1 tRNA gene is annotated in these 265 nt (G+C 53.2%); it reads right to left on the bottom strand.

The features are described 5' to 3' along the window. Positions 1 to 9: 9 nt before the first annotated feature. Positions 10 to 85, bottom strand: a tRNA-Ala gene (locus OGV98_RS00555). Between the last annotated feature and the right edge of the window lie 180 nt (positions 86 to 265).

The raw sequence follows: 265 nt of genomic DNA, 5'->3' as shown, positions 1-265 counted from the left end.
CAGTAAAGATGGTGGAGCTATGCGGGATCGAACCGCAGACCTCCTGCGTGCAAGGCAGGCGCTCTCCCAGCTGAGCTATAGCCCCATCGTAGTTATCTCATTCACCTTAATTCCTGCTGAGACAAGGCGTAGAACGGCGAAGCATACTGAAGTATGCGAGTCGTTTCACAACGCGGTATCAGAAAGAATTTGGTAGGCCTGAGTGGACTTGAACCACCGACCTCACCCTTATCAGGGGTGCGCTCTAACCACCTGAGCTACAAGC

This window comes from Citrobacter sp. Cf136 (genome assembly GCF_030333815.1).
In the GTDB taxonomy this organism is placed as follows: Bacteria; Pseudomonadota; Gammaproteobacteria; order Enterobacterales; family Enterobacteriaceae; genus Citrobacter; species Citrobacter freundii.
Note: the sequence above shows the minus strand (reverse complement) of the source record. Positions and strands in the feature narration are given on the sequence as shown.